General features: G+C 74.3%; 14 protein-coding genes. 8 read left to right on the top strand and 6 right to left on the bottom strand.

Annotation, left to right across the window (positions count from 1 at the left end):
* Positions 1–34 precede the first annotated feature (34 nt).
* On the top strand, positions 35–4,654 hold the full coding sequence (locus ACFY7E_RS13655) for a hypothetical protein (RefSeq protein WP_389484263.1): 4,620 nt from the start codon (positions 35–37) through the stop codon (positions 4,652–4,654).
* 73 nt (positions 4,655–4,727) lie between these two features.
* Here the strand turns inward: ACFY7E_RS13655 and ACFY7E_RS13650 are convergent, their stop codons facing one another.
* Positions 4,728–5,096, bottom strand: coding sequence for a hypothetical protein (locus ACFY7E_RS13650; protein WP_383445345.1), 369 nt, complete (start codon positions 5,094–5,096; stop codon positions 4,728–4,730).
* Between the two features lie 437 nt (positions 5,097–5,533).
* On the opposite strand from ACFY7E_RS13650, the gene ACFY7E_RS13645 reads away from it, so the two are divergent.
* The 4 genes from ACFY7E_RS13645 to ACFY7E_RS13630 are packed head-to-tail and all read left to right on the top strand — an operon-like array spanning position 5,534 to position 9,869.
* On the top strand, positions 5,534–8,413 hold the full coding sequence (locus ACFY7E_RS13645) for a nitrate- and nitrite sensing domain-containing protein (protein ID WP_389484261.1): 2,880 nt from the start codon (positions 5,534–5,536) through the stop codon (positions 8,411–8,413).
* Positions 8,410–8,847, top strand: coding sequence for a roadblock/LC7 domain-containing protein (locus ACFY7E_RS13640; protein ID WP_383445339.1), 438 nt, complete (start codon positions 8,410–8,412; stop codon positions 8,845–8,847). Before ACFY7E_RS13645 ends, ACFY7E_RS13640 begins: the two co-directional genes overlap by 4 nt.
* A gap of 10 nt (positions 8,848–8,857) precedes the next feature.
* Entirely contained in the window at positions 8,858–9,283 is a 426-nt protein-coding gene (locus ACFY7E_RS13635; protein ID WP_389484259.1) for a DUF742 domain-containing protein, read from the top strand.
* The gene (locus ACFY7E_RS13630) at positions 9,264–9,869 is read left to right on the top strand and encodes an ATP/GTP-binding protein (protein WP_389484257.1); all 606 of its coding nucleotides are present in this window, start codon (positions 9,264–9,266) and stop codon (positions 9,867–9,869) included. The genes ACFY7E_RS13635 and ACFY7E_RS13630 overlap by 20 nt, the downstream gene beginning before the upstream one ends.
* 41 nt (positions 9,870–9,910) lie before the next feature.
* Here the strand turns inward: ACFY7E_RS13630 and ACFY7E_RS13625 are convergent, their stop codons facing one another.
* Positions 9,911–10,720 carry a M15 family metallopeptidase gene (locus ACFY7E_RS13625; protein WP_389484255.1) on the bottom strand — a complete coding sequence of 270 codons (810 nt, stop codon included), beginning with the start codon at positions 10,718–10,720 and terminating at the stop codon, positions 9,911–9,913.
* A gap of 133 nt (positions 10,721–10,853) precedes the next feature.
* Between ACFY7E_RS13625 and ACFY7E_RS13620 the strand changes: the two genes are divergently transcribed.
* Complete coding sequence (locus ACFY7E_RS13620; protein WP_389484955.1) at positions 10,854–11,354, top strand: NUDIX domain-containing protein; 501 nt, start codon at positions 10,854–10,856, stop codon at positions 11,352–11,354.
* Between the two features lie 224 nt (positions 11,355–11,578).
* On the opposite strand, the gene ACFY7E_RS13615 is transcribed toward ACFY7E_RS13620, so the two are convergent.
* Positions 11,579–14,026, bottom strand: a complete 2,448-nt coding sequence (locus ACFY7E_RS13615; RefSeq protein ID WP_389484253.1) for a glycoside hydrolase family 31 protein — start codon at positions 14,024–14,026, stop codon at positions 11,579–11,581.
* Between the two features lie 214 nt (positions 14,027–14,240).
* Here ACFY7E_RS13615 and ACFY7E_RS13610 point away from each other — a divergent pair, with 214 nt between their 5' ends.
* Both ACFY7E_RS13610 and ACFY7E_RS13605 read left to right on the top strand, forming a co-directional pair.
* Complete coding sequence (locus ACFY7E_RS13610) at positions 14,241–16,211, top strand: acetoacetate--CoA ligase (protein ID WP_389484251.1); 1,971 nt, start codon at positions 14,241–14,243, stop codon at positions 16,209–16,211.
* A 231-nt stretch (positions 16,212–16,442) separates the two neighbouring features.
* Entirely contained in the window at positions 16,443–17,345 is a 903-nt protein-coding gene (locus tag ACFY7E_RS13605) for a hypothetical protein (RefSeq protein ID WP_389484249.1), read from the top strand.
* A gap of 75 nt (positions 17,346–17,420) precedes the next feature.
* Here ACFY7E_RS13605 and ptsP read toward each other — a convergent pair whose 3' ends face one another.
* The 3 genes from ptsP to ACFY7E_RS13590 all read right to left on the bottom strand — a co-directional run.
* Positions 17,421–19,091, bottom strand: coding sequence for a phosphoenolpyruvate--protein phosphotransferase (gene ptsP, locus ACFY7E_RS13600; RefSeq protein WP_389484247.1), 1,671 nt, complete (start codon positions 19,089–19,091; stop codon positions 17,421–17,423).
* A gap of 81 nt (positions 19,092–19,172) precedes the next feature.
* Complete coding sequence (locus ACFY7E_RS13595; protein WP_062758273.1) at positions 19,173–19,622, bottom strand: PTS glucose transporter subunit IIA; 450 nt, start codon at positions 19,620–19,622, stop codon at positions 19,173–19,175.
* Between the two features lie 252 nt (positions 19,623–19,874).
* Positions 19,875–20,135 (bottom strand): hypothetical protein (locus ACFY7E_RS13590; protein WP_389484245.1); only part of this gene is annotated, 261 nt, incomplete at its 5' end.

The following is a 20,135-nucleotide window of genomic DNA, read 5'->3' as shown; positions in this document are numbered from 1 at the left end:
CCCCACCGACCTTCCCAGCACGAGAGTCCCCGCCATGTACGAGCTGTCCCGGGTCCGCCTCTACTCCATCGGCCCCGCCGGCGCACGCTACGCCGACACGGTCCTGGACCTGCGCGGAGTCGGCGCCCCGGTGCCCCACCCCGCCCCCACCCAGGCGGAGTTCTTCGAGGACGAGCCGGTCGGGCCGCCGCGCCGCCCGGCCCCCGCGGGCGTGCTCTTCCTGGAGAACGGCGGCGGCAAGTCCGTCCTCCTCAAGCTGATCTTCTCGGTCATGCTCCCCGGTCACCGCAACACCCTCGGCGGCGCCAGCTCCGGCGTGCTGCGCAAGTTCCTCCTCGCCGACGACTGCGGCCACGTCGCCCTGGAGTGGCAGCACACCCTCACCGGCGAACTCGTCGTCGTCGGCAAGGCCAGCGAGTGGCGCGGCCGCCAGGTCTCCAACGACCCGCGCAAGTTCGCCGAGGCCTGGTACTCCTTCCGCCCCGGCCCCGGCCTCAGCCTGGACAGCCTGCCCGTCGCCGAGGCCACTTCGGTCCGCCCGCCCGTCGAGGGCGCCTCCGGCGCGCGCGGCCGCCGCCGCACCATGAAGGGCTTCCGCGACGCGCTGACCGAGTCCGGCAAGAACTACCCGCACCTGGAGGTCGTCTGGGAGGAGATCCACGACCGCTGGAACGAGCACCTGGGCGAGCTCGGCCTCGACCCCGAACTCTTCCGCTACCAGCGCGAGATGAACGCCGACGAGGGCGAGGCCGCCGGCCTCTTCGCGGTCAAGAAGGACTCCGACTTCACCGACCTGCTGCTGCGCGCCGTCACCGACACCCGGGACACCGACGGCCTCGCCGACCTCGTCGGCGGCTTCGGCGACAAGCTCGGCCGCCGCGCCGAACTGACCGCCGAACGCGACTTCACGGCCGGCTCCGTGGACCTCCTGAACCGGATCGTCGAGGCCGCCGGAACCCGGGCCCACGCGCGCGAGGTCCACACCGCCGCCGAGCGCCGCACCCGCACCCTCGCCCGCCGGCTCTCCGCCCGCGCCGCCGAGGAGCGCGGCCGGGGCGCCGAACTCGCCCAGCAGGTCACCTCCGCCGCCCACGCCGTCGCCGAGACCGAGGACGCCCGCGGCCGCAGCGCCCTCATCGCCGCCGAACTCGCCTACCGCCACGCCTCCCTGGCCCTGGCCGCAGCCGAGAAGGGCGCCGCCTCCCAGCGCCGCGAACTCACCGACGCCCGCACCCTGCACTCCGCCTGGCAGGCCGCCGAGGCCGTGCTCCGCCACCGCGCCGCCGGCGACCGCTCCGCGCGCGTGGCCGCCGCCATCCGCGAGGCCGAGCGCGACGCCGCCCCCGCCCTCGCCGCCCGCGCCGGGGCCGCCGCCGACCTCGTACGGGCCCTCGCCGCCGCCGCCGAGGACGGCGAGCGGCACGCGGCCGAGGAGGAGGAGCGCTCCACCGCCCTCCAGGAGGCGGGCGAGACCGCCCACCGCGACGCCACCGCCGCCGCGACCGAGGCCCAGCGCGCCCGCAGCGAGGCCGGCCACCTGCGCCAGCGGCTCGCCGAGGTCGAGCAGGAGACGGCCGAGGCCGTACGGGCCGGCTGGCTCGACGACACCGCTCCCGACGCCGACCCGGCCCGCGCCGCGCTCGCCGCCAGCGACGCCGAGAAGACCGCGGTCGCCGCCTGGGACACGGCCCGCGAGACCGCCGCCGCCGCCATCGAGCGCGCGCGTGAGGCCGCCGCCGCCGAGACCCGCGCCGAACTCGCCGCCGCCCGCGCCGCCGACGCGGCCGCCGCCGCCGGGAACGCCCACGACGCGGAGCGCCGCGCCGCCGAGGCCCTCGCCTCCGAGGAGCGCCTCGCCGAACTCCTGGGCCTGCCCTCGGGCGGACACACCGCCGGGTACGACGGCACGCCCCACGGCGGACCGCTCACCGTCACCGACCTCGACCGGTCCGCCGACGAACTGCGCTCCCTGCTCGACGGGGCCGTCGCCTCCGCCGAGCGGCAGCTCTTCGAACTGCGCACCGCCGCCGCCGACGACTCCCGCATCCTCGGCGCCCTCGGCGACGGCGGCCTGCTGCCGCCGGGACCCGACGTCCTCGCCACCGTCGAACACCTCGGCGAGCACGGCATCCCCGCCCTCCCCGGCTGGCGCTACCTCGCCCAGGCCGTGGCCCCCGCCGACCACGCGCGCGTGCTCGCCGCCCGCCCCGAACTCGTCGACGGCGTCGTGATCACCGACCCCGTCTCGTACGGACGCGCCCGCGAGGTCCTGGCCGCCGCCGCCCTGCTGCCCCGCTCCGCCGTCGCCGTCGGCACCGCCGCCGCCCTGCTCGCCCCCGTACCGGCGCGGGCGGACGGCGAGGACTCCGGCGTCTTCCTCGTACCGCCGAACCCGGCCATGCACGACGAGCACGCGGCCGACGAGGAGCGGCACGCCCTGCGCGCGCGTGCCGCCGCCCGCGACGAGGAGATCCGCGCCCTCGCCGCCCGCCTCGCCGGCGACCGCTCCCTCGCCGCCCGGATCGGCGCCTGGCGCGCCGACTGCCCGCCCGGCATGCTCGCCGAACTCGCCGCCGCCGCCACGGCCGCCCGCGAGAGCGCCGAGGCGGCCGCCGCGACCCTCGAAGAGGCCCGTACCGTCCGCGCGGAGGCCGACGAGACCGCCGCCGAGGCGACCCGCGTCCGCGACGAGCGCCAGGAGGCCGCCCAGCGCGCCCGCCGGGTCGCCGACGCCCTCGCGGGCCTGGCGTTCCGGCTGCGCGAGCGGTCCGCCTGGCAGGCCAGGCTCCGCGAACTCGCCGACGACGCCGCCGAGTCCGAGGCCCGTGCCCAGACCTGTCTGGAGCGCGCCCGGGCCGCCGACGAGGACCGCCGGGCCGCCCAGCGCGCCGCCGACGACGCCCACCGCACCGCCCGCGCCCTGCGGGCCGAGCGCGCCGAGATCGCGGGCGCCCCCGACCCCCTCCCCGAGGCGGACCCGGCCGCGCCCCGCACCGCCCTGCCCACCCTCCGCGAGGCCTACCGCGCCGCCTCCCAGCTGTACGAGAAGGTCGGCGTCGGCGCCGACCTGCGCGCCGAGCAGGCCCGCGCCGAGAGCGACGAGTCCGCCGCCCTCGCCGAGCTGAACCGCCTCACCAACAAGGTCCGCACCCGCGCCGAACAGCTCCTGGAGTCCACCGACGGCGCCGACGGCCCGTCCCGGCAGGCCGCCGCCGCCCGCGCCGAGTCCCTGGTCCAGATGCTGGAGACCCGCGCGTCGGAGGCGAGCGAGAAGCTCGGCCGGCTCCGCGGCGAGGCCGAGCGCCTCGCCCCCGAGGACGGCGGTGCGCACACCGAGCTGTCCGAGGAGCTCGTCCCCGCCGACGCCGAGCGCGCCCAGGCCCTCCTGCGCACCGCCACCGCCGAACTCGCCGCCCGCAGCGCCGCCCTGGAGTCGGCCCGCGCCGCCCACGCGGGACTGCTCCGGGACCACCGCGCCGCCGAGGACGCGGCCGGCGGCTTCGACGAGACGGCGGCCCTGCTCCGGGACCAGCTCCGCGACCACGCGGACGAGGAGCGGGAGGAGACCGAGCCGTATCCCGGCACCCTGGAGGAGGCCCGTACGGCGGCGGCCGAGGCGCGCCGGGCGCTGCGCGGCAGGACCGGCGAGCTGTCCGCCGCCGACGCCGCCGTGCGGGAGGCGAGCGACGTCCTCGTCCGGCACGCCAACTCCACCCGCTACGAGCAGGTCCGCACCCCGGCCCGTCAGCAGATCCGCGAACTCCCGGCGTCCGCGCTCCCCGAGCACGCCGCCAAGTGGGCCGAGGCCTTCGCGCCCCGGCTGCGGGTCCTCACCGACGAACTGGCCCAGCTGGAGCGCAACCGCGACTCGATCGTGGACCGCCTCCGCGGCCTCGTCGAGTCCTCCCTCGCCACCCTCCGCTCGGCCCAGCGGCTCTCCCGGCTCCCCGAGGGCCTCGGCGAGTGGTCGGGCCAGGAGTTCCTGCGCATCCGCTTCGACGAGCCCGACCAGGCCACCCTCGCGGAGCGGCTCGGCGAGGTCGTGGACGAGGCCACCCGCGCCGCCGTGAAGAAGAACTCCGACCTGCGCCGCGACGGCATGTCCCTGCTGCTCCGGGGCGTGCAGGCGGCCCTCGAACCCAGGGGCGTCTCCGTCGAGATCCTCAAGCCGGACGCGGTGCTGCGCGCCGAGCGGGTCCCCGTCGGGCAGATGGGCGACGTCTTCTCCGGCGGCCAGCTCCTCACCGCCGCCATCGCCCTGTACTGCACGATGGCGGCGCTCCGCTCCAACGACCGGGGCCGCGACAAGCACCGCCACGCGGGCACGCTGTTCCTGGACAACCCGATCGGCCGCGCCAACGCCACGTACCTCCTGGAGCTCCAGCGGGCCGTGTCGGACGCGCTCGGCGTCCAGCTCCTGTACACGACGGGCCTGTTCGACACGACGGCGCTCGCCGAGTTCCCGCTGGTGATCCGGCTCCGCAACGACGCCGACCTGCGGGCGGGACTGAAGTACATCAGCGTGGAGGAGCACCTGCGCCCGGGGCTTCCGCGGACCGAGCCGGAGGGGGAGGCGGTCCACGGCGAGATCACGGCGACGCGGATGTTCCGCCGTCACCAGTCCGACGACCCGGCCCCGACGGACGCCGCGTAGCCGCGCGCGGGACCGTCCGCGAGACGGAGAACGGCCCGGTCCCCTCGGGGGACCGGGCCGTTCTCGGTGTTCCTCAGGCCGCCTCGGACAGCGGCGCCGTCTCCATCCGGCCCTCGTCGCGCCGCGTCCGCAGCGACGGACGCGCCGTGCTGCTCGGCTCCGACACCACTCCGTTGCGCTGGCGCCACACCTGACGGGTGACCCAGACGTCGAGGACGCTCCAGGTGGCCACGACCGTCGAGACCACCGCGGTGATGGTGATCGGGAAGGCCAGCCACGAACCCGCGAGGCTGCAGAAGAACGCCACCACCGCCTGGATGAGGGTCACCGATGTGAGCAGTACGGCCCGCACCGCGGCGTCGCGCACCGGATCGGGCATCCGCCGTCGGCCCCGCTCGTCCTCCACCCACAACTGCCGCGCCGACCGCGCCTCGTGTTCCATTGTCCTGTCACTCCCCACCACTGAACGACTTCGGGGAACGGCTGCCCGTTGTGAGCGCCTTTACGCGGACAGAACACTCCCCGTACGTATTGACGCACGTCAGAGGGAAAAGGTTTCGCCCCTCCGGAGACGAACGCGAGACCTTTTACGAGCGGAACGCACAGTTCCAGCCATCTCCGCAGGCCGGCGGAGTGGCACGTCGTCAGGTGTCCTGCGCCACAGTGACCGACCTCAACTCCCGGAATAACGGGACATCTGATGATCAACGCTCACTCGACAGGCTGAAAATAGCCCGGACACACCTTCGGGAAGGCCACGATGCAGTAGTAGGCTCGCGCCGCCGTTTGTTGAAACTCAAGGTTGACGCCGCGTGTTGACGCCCGACGTCACGAAGTGAAGGACCCTCGCGACGAACGGGGGCCGAGCTGGGGGAGGCCATGCGCTTTCGCGGGAAGTCCATCCGCAGGAAGATCGTGGCGTTGCTGCTCGTACCGCTCGTCTCCCTCACCGGCCTGTGGGGGTTCGCCACGGTCCTCACCGGCCGCGAGGCCGACCAGCTCCTCGACGTCGGCTACATCGTCGACAAGGTCGGCTACCCCCTGGAGGACACCGCCCGGGTCATCCAGCTCGAACGCCGCCAGTCGCTCGTCTACCTCGCCGATCCCCGGGGCTCCGACGCCCTCGGCTCGCTCCAGGAGACCCGCAGGGCCACCGACCGGCAGATCGCCCGCATCCGCGCCAACGCCGCCGAACCCGGCGTCCGCGAGGAGATGCGGCCCGTCACCGCCCAGCGGATCGACAGCCTGCTCGAAGCGCTCGACGGCCTCGAATCGCTCCGCCGCTCCGTGGAGAACCGCAGCATCGGCCGCATGCAGGCCCTCGACTTCTACAACCGGCTCGTCGACCCCTGCTACAGCTTCCTCGTCACCCTCCACGCCCTGGAGAACGTGGAGATGGACAAGCAGGGCCGCGCCCTCGTCGGCGTGACCCGCGCCCGCGAACTGCTCTCCCGCGAAGACGCCCTCATCCTTTCCGCGCTCGTCGCGGACCGCGTCACCGCCCAGGAGATCCGCGCGATATCCGACCTGATCGCCAACCGGAAGCAGTTCTACGAGGTCAACCTCGAACTCCTGCCGGTCGCCGAACGCGACCGCTTCGAGAAGTTCTGGCGCGGCCCCGAGACCCTGGCGCTGCGCACCGCCGAGAACGCCGTCGTCGAACAGGGCCCCACCGACAGCCCGCGCGCCGTCACCGCCGCCCGCTGGCAGGACCAGGCCGGCCCCGTCCTCGACGTCCTCGCCCGCGAGAACACCGCCGCGGGCGACCGCTACCAGGAACGCGTCCGGCCCGCCGCGTACAGCGTCCTCCTCAAGGTCGGCGTCGCCGGCGTCCTCGGCTTCCTCGCCCTGCTCGCCTCGATCGTCATCTCCGTCCGCATCGGCCGCGTCCTCGTCCGCGACCTGCGCCGCCTCCAGAAGGAGGCGCAGGAGGTCTCCGGCGTCCGCCTGCCCAGCGTCATGCGCAGGCTCGCCGCCGGCGAACAGGTCGACGTCACCACCGAAGTGCCCCACCTGCGCTACGGGGAGGACGAGGTCGGCCAGGTCGGCCAGGCCCTCAACACCCTCCAGCGCGCCGCCGTCGAGGCCGCCGTCAAGCAGGCGGAGCTGCGCCGCGGCGTCTCCGAGGTCTTCGTCAACCTCGCCCGGCGCAACCAGGTCCTGCTCCACCGCCAGCTCACCCTCCTCGACACCATGGAGCGGCGCACGGAGGACACCGACGAACTGGCCGACCTCTTCCGGCTCGACCACCTCACCACCCGCATGCGCCGGCACGCCGAGGGCCTCGTCATCCTGTCCGGCGCCGCCCCCTCCCGCCAGTGGCGCAAGCCCGTCCAGCTCATGGACGTCGTCCGCGCCGCCGTCGCCGAGGTCGAGGACTACGAGCGGATCGAGGTGCGCCGACTGCCCCGCCTCGGCGTGGGCGGCCCCGCCGTCGCGGACCTCACCCACCTCATCGCCGAACTCCTCGAGAACGCCACGGTGTTCTCGCCCCCGCACACCGCCGTCCAGGTGCTCGGCGAGCGGGTCGCCAACGGCTTCACCCTGGAGATTCACGACCGCGGCCTCGGCATGAACCCCGACGCCCTGCTCGACGCCAACCTCCGGCTCGCCGAGACCCCCGAGTTCGAGCTCTCGGACACCGACCGCCTCGGCCTCTTCGTGGTCAGCCGGCTCGCCCAGCGCCAGAACGTCCGGGTCTCCCTCCAGACCTCCCCGTACGGAGGGACCACCGCGGTCGTCTTCATCCCGGCCGCCCTGCTCACCGACGCGCCCGAGACGGAGGGCGCCGGCTTCCGCCTGGACCGCAAGGTCTCCGACCGCGCCGACGACGGCTCCGCCGCGCTGCCCGTCCGCCGCCCGGCGCTCGCCCGGGTCCCCGACGTCACCGCCGCGCCCCTCGACGGCCCCGTCGAGCTGGAGGCCCCGCTCGACGACGACTTCGACGTGCTCCTCGACCGGTCCGCGGACCTCCTCGACACCGAGAGCGAGCGCGGCGGCCTCTTCAAGCCCCGGGACCGGCGCCGCACCGGCCTCGCCCCCGCGGGCGAACAGCACGAGCAGGCCCCGGACCGGACCACGGCCGGCCGCGACGAGGGGGACGGGCCCGCCCGCCGCCCCGTACCGCTGCCGCGCCGCCACACCCCGACGCTCGTCGTGGACCACGGCCGGCGCCTCGACGGCCCCGACCGCGCCCACCCGCTCCCCGGCCGGTCCCACCCCGCCCCGGGCCGCCCGGGCAACGGCTCCGGCCCCGGACCCGGCCACGACGACCGCCAGGGCCCCACCCTCGTCCCCGTCCGCCGGCAGGACCCCGCGGGCCCCGCGGGCCCCGTCCGCCCGAACGATCCCGTCCGCCTGAACGATCCCGCACGCCCGGAAGGCCCCGCGAAGTCCCAGGGCCCCGCGCGTCCGGAAGGCCCCGCGCGTCCGCAGGGTCCGGTACGCCCCCGGAACCCCGTACCGCCCGCCACCGCCCCCGCCCCGCCGGAGGCCCCGGCCCCCGCGCTCTTCGACGGCCTGCCCCGCCGCGTCCGCCAGGCCAGCCTCGCGCCCCAGCTGCGCGAGGCCGACCGCGAGACCGGCACCGGCAAGGAGACCGCCGCGCCCGCCGGACCGGACTCCTTCGAGCGCGACGCCGAGGAGGTGCGCGCCCGGATGGCCGCCATGCAGCGCGGCTGGCAGCGCGGACGACGGCACACCGCCGGCCCTGACGACCCGACAGCACCAGGAACGACACCCGAGGGGGACGGTCGATGACCGCACCGAACGCCGCAGCACCCAGCACGACCTCCGGAAACGGCGAACTGAACTGGCTCCTCGACGAACTCGTCCAGCGGGTCGGATCCGTCCGGAAGGCCCTAGTGCTCTCCAGCGACGGACTCCCCACGGGCGCCTCCCGGGACCTGACCCGGGAGGACGGCGAGCACCTGGCCGCCGTCGCCTCGGGCTTCCACAGCCTCGCCAAGGGCGTCGGCCGCCACTTCGAGGCGGGCAAGGTGCGCCAGACGGTCGTCGAGCTTGAGGACGCCTTCCTCTTCGTCACGGCCGCCGGTGACGGCAGCTGCCTGGCGGTGCTCGCGGACGCCGACTCCGACGTCGGCCAGGTCGCCTACGAGATGACGCTGATGGTGAAGCGGGTCGGGGCCCACCTCGCGACGGCCCCCCGGACCGGACTGCCCTCGGGAGGGTGAGTGGGACGGCATGAGTGACGAAGCCGAGCGGAACCGGACGGCGGAGGAGCGGACCCCGCGCCCCCACCACTGGTTCGACGACGAGGCCGGACCGGTGGTCCGCCCGTACGCGATGACCCGTGGCCGGACGAGCGCCGCCACCCGCCACCGGCTCGACCTGATCGCGCTGGTCGTCCCCGAACCCGCCGCCGAAGACCCCGGCCGGGACCAGACGCTCTCCCCGGAACACGTGGAGATCGTCGAACGCTGCTCCGAGCAGCCCCAGTCGATCGCCGAGCTCGCCGCCGGACTCGACCTCCCCGTCGGGGTGGTCCGGGTCCTCGTCGGCGACCTCGTCGAGGACGAACTCGTCCACGTGACCCGCCCCGTTCCGCCGGCCGAGCTGCCGGACGTGAACATCCTCCGCGAGGTGATCAATGGCCTTCGGGCGCTCTAACCGCACCAAGCCCTTCGTCGAACCGGTGACCCTGAAGATCCTCGTCGCCGGAGGGTTCGGGGTCGGCAAGACGACCCTGGTGGGCGCGGTCAGCGAGATCAGGCCCCTGCGGACCGAGGAGATGCTCAGCGAGGCGGGGCGACCCGTCGACGACCTGCAAGGCGTCGAGACCAAGACGACCACCACGGTCGCCATGGACTTCGGCCGGATCACGCTGCGCGAGGACCTCGTCCTGTACCTGTTCGGCACGCCCGGCCAGGACCGCTTCTGGTTCCTCTGGGACGAACTGGCCCAAGGGGCCCTGGGCGCGATCGTCCTCGCGGACACCCGCCGCCTGGAGGACAGCTTCGCGGCCATCGACTACTTCGAGCGGCGCGGCATCCCGTTCACGGTGGCCGTCAACTGCTTCGAGGGCGCCCAGCGGTTCCCCGCCGAGAGCGTGCGCGGGGCCCTCGACCTCGATCCCGAGGTCGAGCTGGTCATGTGCGACGCCCGGGACCGCGAGTCCGTGAAGAACGTCCTCGTGGCGGTCGTCGAGCACGCCCTCGTCCTCGCCGACCGCACCCACGCGGCCGTCCCCTCCTGAGTCCCGGGGAGGGCCCCCGACCGGGGCCCTCCCCGGAGGTCTCAGTGCCCCGCCACCGACCTCCGCGCCACCGGGAAGTCGAAGAAGGTGCCGGGGAACGGCTCCGGCCTGAACGTGAAGTGCCACCACTCCTCCGGCAGGTTCACGAACCCCTGCTCGGCGAGCACCCCCTTGAGCAGCTGCCGGTTGGCCCGCCGCTCACCCGTGATCCGGGGGTCGTCGGTGTGCGACAGCGTGTCGAAGCAGTCGTAACCCGTCCCCACGTCCACGGAGTTGTCGGGGAACCGTTCCGCCTGCGGCGCGTAGCACTCCACCAGCCCCTCGCCCGGCCGGTACGCGCGCGTGGGCGCCGCCGGCAGCCGCACGATCGTCAGGTCCACCGTCGAACCCCGGCTGTGCCCGGACTTCTCCGCGATGTAACCGTCCGCGAACAGCCTCGACTTGTCGACGAGCGGATAGAACTCCTTCTTCATCCGCTGGTCCTCCAGGTCCTTCGCCCACCGCACGAAGTGGTCGACGGCCCGCTGCGGCCGGTAGCAGTCGTACACCTTCAGCGTGTAGCCCCGGGCGAGGAGCCGCACCTGCGCCCGGTGCAGCGCCTCCGCCGCCGGGCGGGTCAGAACGCACAGCGGCTGCCGGTAGCCGTCCACCGGCACGCCCGTGAAGTTGTGCGCCGTCGTGTAGCGCATCTCCTGGAGGATCGTCCGGTCCACCGAGTCGAGGGCCACGAACTCCCGCGGCGCCCTGGGCTCCGGCGCGGCCGAGGCCGGGGGAGCGGAAGCGGTGAGGATCGACAGCCCGGCGACGGCTGCGACGGAGAGGGTACGGAGGAGAGAGGCGAGTCCTGTCATGGGCCCCGTCTACCAGTTCCGGCAGCGCCGGGAAAGAGCGATCGCATACGGTCGGGCCGTGAAGCACCCGACCGCGCATCACTCGACCGTGAAGCACCAGACCGTGAGGGACCCGGCCGTGACCGATTCGACCGTGCAGGACTCCCACTGCTCCTCCTGCGGCGCGGCCCACCCCGCCGACGCGGGCTGGCCCCGCACCTGTGCGGGCTGCGGCCACACCGCCTATCGCAATCCGCTGCCCGTCGCCGTCGCGCTCCTGCCCGTCACGGACGCCGACGGCACGGGGCTCGTCGTCATCACCCGCACCATCGAGCCCCGGCGGGGCGAGGTCGCGCTCCCCGGCGGCTTCATCGACCACGGCGAGGACTGGCGCGCCGCCGTCGCCCGCGAACTGCGCGAGGAGACCGGCATCGAGGCCGCCGCCGGGGAGGTCCGCCTCGCCGACGCGATGAGCTCCCCGGCCGGCCACCTCCTCCTCTTCGGCCTCCTCCCGCCCCGCCCGGCCTCCTCCCTGCCCGCCTCGACCCCGACGGACGAGACCAGCGGCCACCACCTCCTCCGGGCCCCGGGGGACCTGGCCTTCCCGCTCCACACGGAGGCGGTACGGAAGTGGTTCGCGGGGGAGTACGGCTGAGGGGGCGAGGGGCCGCCCAGGCCCGGTCCCCGTGCCGGCGGGAGCACGCGGCAGGTAGTTTCCTGACCCCTGCACCGGCGGGAGTTCGCGGCAGGCAGCTCCTGGCCCCGTACTGGCAGAAGTTCGCAGCAGGCAGACCCTCCCGCTCCGTACCACCGGACCACCGGGAGCCCGCAGCAGGCAGACCCCCGCCCCCGCCGTGACCCCCGGGAGCCCGCAACCGGTCAGACCCCCCGCACCCGCACCGGCAGCCCCGGCTCCGTCACCCCGTCGTCCGTCACCCGCTCCACCACCACCCGCCCATCCACCAGGCGCGACTGGTACCGCTCGATCTCGGCCGGCTCCCAGCCGTCCCCCGTGTCCCGTACGACGAGCCCCCCGCCCGTCCGCCCGGCGGCGGGCGCCCACACCTCCAGGACCGGGTCGCCCCCCTCGCCCCGCACCGGGAGCACCGCGCCCGCCCGGGCCAGGACCGGCACCCGCGACAGCGGCGCGTCGAGCAGCACCTGCCCGGGCCCCTCGTACGCCCGGCCCGTCGCCGTGTCGTACCAGCGCCCGCGCGGCAGCCGCACCGCCCGCCGGTCGGCGCCGTGCGTCAGGACCGGCGCCACGAGCAGCGAGTCGCCGAGCAGGAACGCGTCCTCGCAGTCCCGCAGCGCCCGGTCCTCCGGCGTCCCCCACCACACCGGCCGGACGTACGGCGCGCCCGTCATCCGGGCGAGCCGCGCCAGGGTCGTGAAGTACGGCCGCAGCCGCTCCCGTTCGGCCAGCGCCACGCGCGCGTGCTCCAGGACCCCGGGCCCGAACCCCCACGGCTCGTGCGGCCCGGGACCGGTCCCCGCGCGCGTGCGGAACAGCGGGAGCCACGCCGCCAGCTGGTACCGGCGCAGGAACAGCTCCGGCGACGAACCGCCGCCGGCTCCGGAGCCGTCCACGTCCGGACCCGAGTACGGCACTCCGCACAGGCCGAGCCCCAGGACCAGGGAGAGCGAGGCCCGCAGCCCCGGCCACCCCGCCGGCACCCCGTCCGCCCAAGTGCCCCCGTACCGCTGCGTCCCCGCCCAGCCGGAGCGCGAGAGGAGGAAGGGCCGCTCGTCGGGCCGCAGCCGGCGCAGCCCCTCGTACCCGGCCCGGGCCATCGTCAGGCCGTACACGTTGTGCGCCTCCCGGTGGTCGCCGCCCCGGCCCTCCAGTGCGTGCCGGGCCGAACGCGGCAGCGTCGGGTCGCCGAACGGGACGGGGAAGACCGGCTCGTCCAGGTCGTGGGCCACTCCGGAGAAGCCCTGCCGGAGCCGTTCCTCGTACAGTCCGCCCCACCACTTCCGCACCGCCGGATCGGTGAAGTCCGGATAGGCGCACCTCCCCCGCGGGACGGATCCGTGGAGCTCCTCGCCCCGGGCGTCCCGGACGAAGCCGTCCACCGCGCGCCCGCCGTCGTACACCGGGTCCCCGGCCTCCGCCCGCACCGCCGGATCCACGGCCGCCACCAGCCGCACGCCCTCCTCCCGCAGTTCCTCCGCGAGGGCCGGCGGATCGGGGAACCGCTCCCGGTCCACGGTGAACGCCCGCCGCCCGTCCCGGTGGCCGGCGCCCAGGTGGACGGCGGACAGCGGGAGCCCGTGCCTCCGGTGCGCGTCCACGGCGCTCCGCACCTCCGCCGCGCCGCCGGATCCCTCGCGCGCGTGCTGCGGGCCGAGCGCCCAGGACGGCGGGAGCGCGGGCGCGCCCGTGAGCGCCGCCCAGCCGTGCAGCACGCGCGCGGGGGTGCCGACCACCACCCAGCAGCGCAGCGGGCCGCCCTCCATCCGGACCTCGCCGGTCCCCGGCCGGTCGTGCCCGGACCCGGCGCCCTCCTCGCCCTCGGACAGGGTGACCAGGCCGTCCCGGGAGTTGTCGTGGAACACCAGGTGCGTACCGGCGTCCGAGACGACGAACTGCACGGGCATGGTGAGGTGCGGCGGATCGTCCTCCGGGCCGGAACATCCCCGGGGCGCCGTGTTCCACAGCCGGTACGAGCCGTCCCGCAGCCGCGGCCCGCCCGCCCGCCCGCCGAGCCCGAAGAACCGCGCGTCGGCCGGCACCTCGCTCCGCTGCACCCAGCGCGCGGCCCCGGGTGCGTCCCCGGCCCCGGGTGCGTCCCCGGCCCCGGGGGCGTCCCCGGACCCGGAAGGACCCGCGCCCCCGGAGGAATCCGCGCCCCCGGCCGCGTCCACCGGCTCCCACCAGCGCGGCGGCAGGTCCCGCCGGAGCAGCAGCCCGCCCGGCGTCCGGACCTCCACCGCCCCGTGCCGGGAGACCGCCACCGTCACCCGCTCCGACACGATCCGCCACCCGCCGTCCGTGTCCGGCTCCAGGGCCGCCCGGGGATCCGGCTCCGGCGCCTCGCCGGCCAGCGCGTACGAGGGCAGCGGACCAGCCCCGTCCCACCCCCAGAACACCGTGCCGCCCGCCGACACGCACAACCGCAGCGAGGACCGCGCGAACCGGATCGTCCCCCCGCCCGGCGCGGACTCCGCCGCCTCCGCGAGCCCCGGCACCCGGGCCCGCTCCGCCCCCCTGGAGGGCGTTCCCCACGCGTCCGTACGGCGCTGCCGCCACGCCGACCACACCGCCCGCAAGCCCTCCACGGAACCGAACACCTTCATCGAACGCAGCAGATCCCGACCGTCCATGCAGCTCACCCTGCCACCCGGAAAAGACGGAACGAGCCGCGTTCAACTGCCGTTCACCCGTGGTGGGAGCACATATTCAACTACCGGACCATGGGCGGGCAGACCTGGTGCGAAAGACGATCACATGGCATCGTCCTGTCAGCCGCGTCGCGCGCACACCCCAGCACGTGCGCGGGACACACGCAGACCCCGCGTACAGCCAGGGAGCCGCCCCATGACATCAGCGCAGACCGAGCCGCTCTGGCAGCCGGACGAGGAACGCATCGCCACGGCCGCCGTCACCCGTTTCCAGTCCTGGGCGGCCGAACACCACGGGGCCCCGGCCGAGGGCGGGTACCCGGCGCTCCACCGCTGGTCGGTCGACGAGCTCGAAACGTTCTGGCGGGCGGTCGTCGAATGGTTCGACATCCGCTTCTCCACCCCGTACGAGCGCGTCCTCGGCGACCGCTCGATGCCCGGCGCGGACTGGTTCCCCGGGGCCACCCTCAACTACGCCGAGCACGCCCTGCGTGCCGCCGACGAGCGTCCCCACGACACGGCCCTGCTCCATGTGGACGAGACACATGAGCCCACCCCGGTGACCTGGGCGGAACTCCGCCGACAGGTCGGCTCCCTCGCCGCCGAGCTGCGCGCCCTCGGCGTACGCCCCGGCGACCGCGTCAGTGGCTACCTGCCCAACGTCCCGCAGTCCGTCGTGACCCTCCTCGCCACCGCCGCCGTCGGCGGCGTGTGGACCTCCTGCGCCCCGGACTTCGGCGCCCGCAGCGTCCTCGACCGCTTCCAGCAGGTCGAACCGGTCGTCCTCTTCACCGTCGACGGCTACCGCTACGGCGGCAAGGAGCACGACCGCCGCGACACCGTGGCCGAACTGTGCGCCGAGCTCCCGACCCTCCGCGCCGTCGTCCACATCCCGCTCCTCGGCACCCCAGCCCCCGAGGGCACCCTCGCCTGGGACGACCTGGTCGCCGCCGACACCGAGCCGGTCTACGAGCAGGTTCCCTTCTCCCACCCGCTGTGGGTCCTGTACTCCTCCGGCACCACCGGCCTGCCGAAGGCGATCGTCCAGTCCCAGGGCGGCATCCTCGTCGAGCACGTCAAGCAGCTGGGCCTGCACTGCGACCTCGGCCCCGAGGGCGTGTTCTTCTGGTACACCTCCACCGGCTGGATGATGTGGAACTTCCTCGTCTCCGGCCTGCTCACGGGCACGACGATCGTCCTGTACGACGGGAGCCCGGGCTACCCCGACACCGCCGCCCAGTGGCGCGTCGCCGAACGCACCGGCGCCACCCTGTACGGCACCTCCGCCGCGTACGTGATGGCCTGCGCCAAGGCGGACGTGCACCCCGGCCGGGACTTCGACCTCTCGGCCGTGAAGTGCGTCGCCACCACCGGCTCCCCGCTGCCCCCCGACGGCTTCCGCTGGCTCCACGACGAGGTCCGCGAGAACCTCTGGATCGCCTCCGTCAGCGGCGGCACGGACGTCTGCTCCTGCTTCGCCGGCGCCGTCCCCACCCTCCCCGTCCACATCGGCGAGCTCCAGGCCGCCGGCCTCGGCACCGACCTCCAGGCCTGGGACCCCTCCGGCAAGCCCGTCGTCGGAGAGGTCGGCGAACTCGTCGTCACCAACCCCATGCCGTCCATGCCGATCCACTTCTGGAACGACCCCGACGGCAGCCGCTACCGCGACAGCTACTTCGAGATGTTCCCGGGCGCGTGGCGCCACGGCGACTGGATCACGATCACCGACCACGGCTCGGTCGTGATCCACGGCCGCTCCGACTCCACCCTCAACCGGCAGGGCGTCCGCATGGGCAGCGCCGACATCTACGAGGCCGTCGAACGCCTCCCGGAGGTCCGCGAATCCCTCGTCATCGGCCTGGAGGAGCCCGACGGCGGCTACTGGATGCCCCTCTTCGTCCACCTCGTGGAGGGCGCCGTCCTCGACGAGGAGCTGATCGCCCGCATCAAGCGGACCATCCGCTCCGAACTCTCCCCGCGTCACGTCCCCGACGAGATCATCGAGGTCCCGGGCGTCCCGCACACCCTCACCGGCAAGCGCATCGAGGTCCCGGTCAAGCGCCTCCTCCAGGGCACCCCGCTCGCCAAGGCCGTCAACGCCGGCTCGGTCGACGACCTCGGCCTCCTCCACTTCTACGAGACCCTGGCCGCCAACCGCCGCGCCTAGACGCACGAACGCCCGGGGCCCCGATCCACCAGGACCGGGGCCCCGGCGCCATCACCGACGCCGCCCGCCGCCGGTTCCTCCCCCTCACCGGCCCCTTCGCCGCCGGCACGCTCGCCGTCGGTGCTCTGAACGACCGGCCTCGTCTCCGCGGGACCCTTCACCCGGACCGTCACTGTCAGTGGCGAAGGTTACGGTGAGTGAGTACTGATCGGACCGTCACCAGGGGGAGACATGACACGGACCGGAACCACCCCGACGAACCTCCGCCGCGCACTGCGCCGCGAGATCCCCAGCACGATCGGCCTCCTCGCCGACGAGCAGGACTTCGCGGCCATGCGCCGGTACCGCACGTTCCTCTTCGACGACCACGCCACCTACCTGCGCCAGGTCGAGGCCCTCCTCAAGACCCTCGCCCGCCAGGGCGGCCACACCACCGTCGCCCTCTTCGACCCCGAGGAGTACGCGGCCTGGTGCGCCGAGACCGCCACCGACCCCGACCGGCCCGCGAGCCGCAGCCGCTTCACCGCCCACCTCGCCGCCACCGGGGCCCGCGTCACCTACACCGGACAACCCCTCGCCGCCCTCCTCCCCGAACTCGTCGACACCGCCGTCCGCCAGGCCACCTGGGAGTACGCCACCACCGTCCTCGCCACGGCGGGCGACTGCGCGAGCTGCGGCAAGGACATCGGAAAAGCCGCCTACGAGCGGGCCGCCCGCCTGCTCGTCCGCCTCCTCGAAGCCGCCGGACCGGGCGCCCACCACCTCGTCTGCAGCGTTCCCACCGCCGACGACCAGCTCCTCGCCGTCCTCCACACCGACGGCACCCCGCCGCCCGAGGACACCACCGGCACCGGATTCGCCACCGAGTTCACCGCCGTCCTCGCCGCCGGCATCGCCCTCGCCGCCCCCGGCGGCCTCGTCCTGCGCACCACCGCCCCCGGCACCCCCGACCACCTCCACGGCTGGCGCCTCACCGACGGCACCCTGACCCCGCTCACCGAGGCCGAGGTCTTCTCCGCCTACTGCACCGACGCCCGCACGGGAGAACCCCTCTCCCCGGAGCCCGGCGTCGAGTACCGCGCCGGCTTCCCCCTCGCCCCCGGCCCCGACGACGACTGGACCACCCACCACTGACCCCGCGCACGACGAAGGGGCTCCCCGCCACCTCCGTGACGGAAAGCCCCTTCGTCGTCGCTCACCCCGGGGGGATCACTCCCCGGACAGCACCGCCTGCGCGGCCAGCCGCGCCTCGTCCGCGGTGTCCGCGGCCCGCGCCGCGGCCGCCGCGCGCTCGCACTGCGCCAGCGTGTACTTGGCCAGTGTCGCCCGCACGTACGGAATCGACGCCGCACCCATGGAGAGGGAGGTGACGCCCAGACCCGTCAGCACACACGCGAGCAGCGGATCCGAAGCGGCCTCGCCACAGACACCACAGCTCTTGCCCTCGGCCTTGGCCGCCTCGGCGGACAGCGCCACCAGATCGAGCAGCGCCGGCTGCCACGGGTCCTGGAGCCGGGACACCGCACCGACCTGCCGGTCGGCCGCGAAGGTGTACTGCGCCAGGTCGTTGGTGCCCAGCGAGAGGAACTCGACCTCCTGGAGGATCGAGCGCGCCCGCAGCGCGGCCGACGGGATCTCGACCATCGCACCGAACTTGGCCCGCAGCCCCGCCTCACGGCAGGCGTCGGCGAACGCCTTCGCGTCCGTACGGTCGGCCACCATCGGCGCCATGACCTCGAGGTACACCGGCAGCCCCTCGGCCGCCTTCGCGAGGGCGGACAGCTGCGTCCGCAGCACCTCCGGGTGGTCGAGCAGCGACCGCAGGCCCCGCACGCCGAGCGCCGGGTTCGGCTCGTCGGCCGGGGTCAGGAAGTCCAGCGGCTTGTCGGCGCCCGCGTCGAGGACACGCACGACCACACGCCCCTCGGGGAAGGCCTCCAGGACCTGACGGTAGGCCTCGACCTGCTTCTCCTCGGACGGCGCCTTCTTGCTGTCGTCCAGGAAGAGGAACTCCGTACGGAACAGACCGACGCCCTCCGCACCGGCCTCCACCGCCGCCGGCACGTCCGCCGGACCGCCGACGTTGGCCAGCAGCGGCACCTTGTGCCCGTCCGAGGTCGCGCCCGGACCGGTGGAGGTCGCCAGCGCGGCCCTGCGCTCGGCGGCGGCCCTCGTCAGCTCCGCCTTCTTCTCCTCGCTCGGGTCCACGAAGAGCTCACCGGTGGAACCGTCGACCGCGATGAGCGTGCCCTCGGCCAGCTCGCCCGCGCCCGGCAGCGCCACGATGGCCGGCACGCCCAGGGCCCGCGCGAGGATCGCGCTGTGGCTGGTCGGCCCGCCCTCCTCGGTCACGAACCCGAGCACCAGCGTCGGGTCGAGCAGCGCCGTGTCGGCCGGCGCCAGGTCCCGCGCGATCAGCACGTACGGCTCGTCGCTGTCCGGCACGCCCGGCATCGGCACGCCGAGCAGCCGCGCGACGATCCGGTTCCGCACGTCGTCCAGGTCGGCGACCCGGCCCGCCATGTACTCGCCGGCCCCGGCGAGCAGCTCGCGGTAGTGCGAGAAGGCGTCGTAGATGCCGCGCTCGGCCGTACTGCCGACCGCGATCCGGCGGTCCACGTCGGCGATGAGCTCCGGGTCCTGGGCGATCATCGCCTGGGCCTCGAGCACCGCCTGGGCCTCGCCACCGGCCAGATTGCCCCGGGCGATCAGATCCGCGGCCACGGCCTCCACGGCCTGACGGGCGCGCCCCTGTTCGCGCTCCGCCTCCTCGGCCGGAATCGACTTGGCCGGCGGCTCCAGAACCGCAGTGCCCATGTGCCGGACCTCGCCGATCGCCACTCCGTGGCTGACGCCGACGCCTCGCAGCGTTGTCTCCATCTCACCCGTCTCCGATTGAGCGACGGCCCCTGCCGCCGCGTTGAATGTCGAACTCGCGGTCGTCACGGCGGACGGACCGGCTCAGCTCCAGCCGAAGAGGCTGTCGCCGGTGGCCACGTGGCCGTCCTCGGCGACGTCGGAGAGCGAGTCCGCGGTGGCCTCCAGAGCCACGACGGGACAGATGGGGGACTTGCCGGCGGCCTCGACCGCGGCCGGGTCCCAGCGCACGACGGCCTGTCCGCGCGTCACGGTGTCGCCCTTGCTGACGAGCAGCTCGAAGCCCTCGCCGTTGAGCTGGACGGTGTCGATGCCGAGGTGCGTCAGCACACCGTGCCCCTCGGCGTCGACGACGACGAAGGCGTGCGGGTGCATGGAGACGATGACCCCGTCGACGGGGGAGACGGCCTCGGAGGGCTCACGTACGGGATCGATGGCGGTACCGGGACCGACCATCGCACCGGAGAAGACCGGATCGGGGACTGCGGCGAGACCGATGGCACGGCCGGCGAGCGGCGAGGTCACGACTGTCATGGGAAGCCTCCCAGGGGCGGAGATTGTGTGGCGCCGTCACTGCCTGTCCTGGACGGCGTACTGTTCCGAAGCGTATGTCATGGGAAGTCCCGGTTCCGCACGAGACGTACCAGTTGGGCGGAGCTAGGGACTACCGGAGACGGTTTGCCTCTACTGACGGTGGGATGTACTGTCGTACTCCTGCCTGACCCCAACGCGGCCTTGAGTCGCGGGTCGGCAGCACCTATCAAGCCAGATCCTAACCCCAGTGGTCTACACCTCTGCGTGCTCGCAGCGGGACGTGGTCAGGGGGACCGAGAAAGCCTGGTAATGTTTGACCCCGCCGGGAACGGAAAGCGCGAAAGCGAATTCCAGCCCCAGCAGCCCGCTCCAGCGGGGGGCAGAAACGGAAAACGGATCTGCTAAGCTGGAAACACGAAAGACCGAAGGGAAAAGCCCGGAGGAAAGCCCGAGAGGGTGAGTACGAAGGAAGCGTCCGTTCCTTGAGAACTCAACAGCGTGCCAAAAATCAAC

It is taken from the genome of Streptomyces sp. NPDC012825 (assembly GCF_042900925.1).
Classification (GTDB): Bacteria; Actinomycetota; Actinomycetes; order Streptomycetales; family Streptomycetaceae; genus Streptomyces.
Note: the sequence above shows the minus strand (reverse complement) of the source record. Positions and strands in the feature narration are given on the sequence as shown.